The following is a 1,747-nucleotide window of genomic DNA, read 5'->3' as shown; positions in this document are numbered from 1 at the left end:
ATGGACTCGTTGCGGTACAAGCGAAGTGGCATTTTGACTTTCAAGCCAACACAATAAAACATCGCAGAGTGCTTTCCATACCCCGCTTAGGAAGGGAAATTCGGAGCCATAGGCGGTATCAAATTTACGAGTCCCAATATCAATGGGCAATACTGGAATATCAACGGCTCACGCACAACGCTGGACTAGGGAAATTATGAGGGGATCCGTCAGCGCCGCAATAAGCGGACTAAAATAGTGGGTTAAAATGTGGAGCGAAGCGGAACGTAACCCACTGTTTTAGTTCCGTTTAATTGCCTTGTTATATTTTTATTCAATAAGGTAGCCTTCAACACCATTAACTTCTTTTCTATTAAAACGAAGACCACCACCAGAAACAGTAGGCCACATAGCTTCAAGTCGAGCATCAGTATATATACAGTTCATTCCACCAGATAACTTTGTAGCTCTAAAAACACATTCGCCAAATGCTTTTGCATGCTTCGAGCCCTCCAAGCCAACTAACGTAATTAAAGCCTTACTACATGCCAAGCCGATGCCTATATCTAATGGTGGTAAATTATATCGCTTTTCAATTTCTTCATTTACAATTGCTCTACATATATTTATACAATTTTTAGCTGCGCGATGTGCTGCATAGATGGATTCACTTTCATTGTTGTCATCAACTTTAAAGAAAGCCAATACACCATCCCCTAAATATTCAGTTACAGCACCTTGCTCATAATCAATAGTTTTTGCAAGAGCTGGAAGTAAAGCAGAAGTTTCGTAATATACTCTTTGGAGCATTGATACTTTTGCTTTTTTAGAACTAATATCACACAGTAAATGTTTACTAGATTCTCTCATATCAGCCACTAAAGCGATGAATGTAGCAACCTCATTCTGGTCAGAGCTTACCATTGGATATCCAGGAATAAATGAAGGAGTGCTTTCTGATTTATTTATACTATATGATTCTAATCCAGCACTTTCGTCCATTGCAACTAAGTTTGCCCCTTCTTTATTCCATATTGCTTCTGCATTATTCAGACTTTGATTAATTAATTTTAGTAATTCATCTTTTTTATTCTGATCCATTTTCTTATAGCCCAACTTTAAAAATAGAGAGGCACCAAATAAGGGTGCCCAATGAAATAGTTAAAAATATGCAGTATGTACATATCGTTGATCGTGCAATTTTTAGATCTCTAATGTATGAAAGTTTAAAGCTCTCATACATTAAACTGGATATAATCTCATCTTCATTTTGAGGTAGCTCTTCGCATTTAATAGAAACAGTTTTCTTTGATTTGATAGGGAAATTGAAAAAAAGATCAATTTTATCAAGTTTAAACAAGTCTCCATTATAGAAAGAGCACTTGTTGTTCATTTCTATATTTTCAATTCCTGATACTGGATTCTTAATTGAAACTAATGATTTAAATAAGAAATATAGGGACGAGCACCACAATAGCGAAAGCAATAACGATGAAATATCGTAAAAGGCAACATGTTTTATTTCATTATAAATAAGGTAAATTTTAGGAACAGCGACTACAGGTAAAAAGATGGCAACAAATAAAAAACCAAGTTTTACATCTATGGCTCTTATAGTACTTTGTATATCTGATATGGACTGATACAAATATGAGATTTGTTGTGATTTCATGAGTATTCCATTGAAAATATAGACATAATGATTCCCTGTGCACAGTGTCGACCTCCTGCATTTATCGTGGGTTAGCTAGGCCAGTGCCACACTGTT

Annotated in this window: 2 protein-coding genes; both read right to left on the bottom strand. The window is 35.7% G+C overall.

Features of this window, described 5'->3' with window-relative positions:
• Positions 1-309 precede the first annotated feature (309 nt).
• Positions 310-1,080: an adenylate/guanylate cyclase gene (locus D1Z90_RS20480; RefSeq protein WP_119912625.1), complete on the bottom strand. Its 771-nt coding sequence runs from the start codon at positions 1,078-1,080 to the stop codon at positions 310-312.
• A gap of 4 nt (positions 1,081-1,084) precedes the next feature.
• On the bottom strand, positions 1,085-1,651 hold the full coding sequence (locus D1Z90_RS20475) for a hypothetical protein (RefSeq protein ID WP_119912624.1): 567 nt from the start codon (positions 1,649-1,651) through the stop codon (positions 1,085-1,087).
• Positions 1,652-1,747 lie beyond the last annotated feature (96 nt).

The organism is Motilimonas pumila, from assembly GCF_003596335.1.
Taxonomy (GTDB): domain Bacteria; phylum Pseudomonadota; class Gammaproteobacteria; order Enterobacterales; family CBDFNC01; genus Motilimonas; species Motilimonas pumila.
The sequence above is the reverse complement of the archived record's forward strand: the minus strand, read 5'-3'. Positions and strand labels throughout refer to the sequence as shown.